This window comes from Thalassolituus sp. UBA2009, from assembly GCF_002335285.1.
Classification (GTDB): Bacteria; Pseudomonadota; Gammaproteobacteria; order Pseudomonadales; family Oceanobacteraceae; genus Venatoribacter; species Venatoribacter alkanivorans.
Genome location: NZ_DDCJ01000154.1, coordinates 16,503 through 17,093 on the forward strand (window position 1 = coordinate 16,503; position 591 = coordinate 17,093).

At 56.7% G+C, this 591-nt stretch carries 1 pseudogene; it reads left to right on the top strand.

From position 1 onward, the window contains the following. A pseudogene (locus B3P58_RS19215) lies at positions 1–591 on the top strand (hypothetical protein); the annotation flags it as partial.

Consider the following 591-nt stretch of genomic DNA (forward strand, 5'->3'; position numbering starts at 1 on the left):
CCGCAGACCGGCCATCATAATTTCGATCTGCCGGTTACTCTGGAAGATATTGAACGCATTGAGATTGTCCGCGGCCCGGGTGCCGGACAGTATGGCCCGAACGGTAATGCCGGGGTGATCAATCTGGTTACACGCAAGCAGGTGGACTCTGAAAATGGCCGCAGCGCGCTGTTAAAAGCTGAAGCCGGCAGCAAAGATTACGCCCGTGGTCTGCTGAGCCTGGCCAAAACCCAGGGCAACTGGAGCCACTTTGCAGCGGTCAGTCAGCAGGAATCCGATACCTACATCAAGGGTGCTGATCTGGACTACATCAGCCAGCAGGGTAATTACCGCCTGGTGCATCAGAACGATGCGCACACCACGGTGCTTGGACTGGGCTATCTGGACCGGGGCTTTGGTGCTCAGGGCTTTTATGCCGGAGCCGACAAGCGCGCGAACGAAAACACCATTCAGCGCTACGCTTACCTTACCCACGAGCAGCGTTATTCCGCCGGGCCCAGTGTCGATGTTGCCGTTAACTGGCGCCAGCACGACGATGAATTTTACTATCTGAATTATGCGCCTTCCGTGCATCAGACCAACGCCTGGCAG